Annotated in this window: 1 protein-coding gene; it reads right to left on the bottom strand. The window is 55.8% G+C overall.

Annotation, left to right across the window (positions count from 1 at the left end):
* Positions 1-37 precede the first annotated feature (37 nt).
* The gene (locus ACM6IN_RS18645; RefSeq protein ID WP_123376408.1) at positions 38-973 is read right to left on the bottom strand and encodes an IS110 family transposase; all 936 of its coding nucleotides are present in this window, start codon (positions 971-973) and stop codon (positions 38-40) included.
* Positions 974-1129 lie beyond the last annotated feature (156 nt).

The following is a 1129-nucleotide window of genomic DNA, read 5'->3' as shown; positions in this document are numbered from 1 at the left end:
TGTGGGAGATTCTATGTTGCCCGGCAACCCTAAATTCTCAGACTGACAGGTATTCGCTCTGATTTTTCATCAGAGCGAATGCTACCCGACAGAGCTTGCGAGCCAAGGCGACCAAGGCCTGAGTTTTCGAGAAACCTCTGGCCAGGTATGCCTCGTAAAACGGTTTCCATTTAGCCGAGCGACAGGCCGCCATGGCCGCGTTGTAAGCCAATCGACGAATTTCCGGATCCCCTTTTTTGGTCAGGTGCCGGGCACCGTTCTTCTTCCCGGAGTCATCGACCGTAAGGTCCATCCCCAGATACGCGATGAACGCGTCACCATTGGCAAAATCACCGCGTATGAAAGTCGTTGCCAAGCCGGTTGCGGTCAGTTCGCCTACGCCTTCGATGGCCTTGCAGCGGTCGATATTCTCTTCGATACCCGCCTCTTTGCTGACCTTGCGCAGCAGTTTCTGAATGGCCTGATCCGCTTGCTTGAAGGCTTTTTGCTGGGCGATCCGCACTTTTTTCAGCAAGGGTTCATTGGCCCAGCTCAGCATCAGACCGGTGTGGTTCTGGATCAGCGTTGCACGCCTATGGAGCAGGCTTTTCAGCGAGGTGTAGGCCTTGGGGGGCGGGCTCCAGATCCGCAGTCCGTCTTGTTCACTCGTCAAGTAACGCGCCAGCAAGCGCGCATCGCAGGGATCGTTCTTGGCTCGCTGGCCAACGCCGCGGCGATAGTGACTCACCCGATAAGCATCCACCACGTAGACCTGATGGCCCATTTCATGAGCCAGCTCGACCGTGTCCAGGTGGTAGATGTTGGTGGCTTCAACGGCAATAGCGCTTTGGGCGGGCAATGTTTTAAGCCAGCGTTTGAGCGCTGTTCGCTCGTTCTTGATGTGGTCAGTCGTTTGCTGGTCGGCGCGATAGACAACGATTTCAGCTTTGGCAATATCGACGCCAACCACCGCCTGCGAAGTAAGGATTGTCATGACGAATCCTCGGAGCTAGGGTTTAAGGGCTTGTTGGGGTTTACCCTTGCGCTGGCTTGCCTCTATCGTCGGTTTTACCGATGAATTCCTTATCGGCGCTTTGGGTAGAAGGGGCGGGACGAGAAGTCTCCCACGGTCCGTACTGGCAAGAGTCGG

The sequence above is a fragment of the Pseudomonas sp. IT-P395 genome (genome assembly GCF_949767675.1).
Lineage (GTDB): Bacteria > Pseudomonadota > Gammaproteobacteria > Pseudomonadales > Pseudomonadaceae > Aquipseudomonas.
Note: the sequence above shows the minus strand (reverse complement) of the source record. Positions and strands in the feature narration are given on the sequence as shown.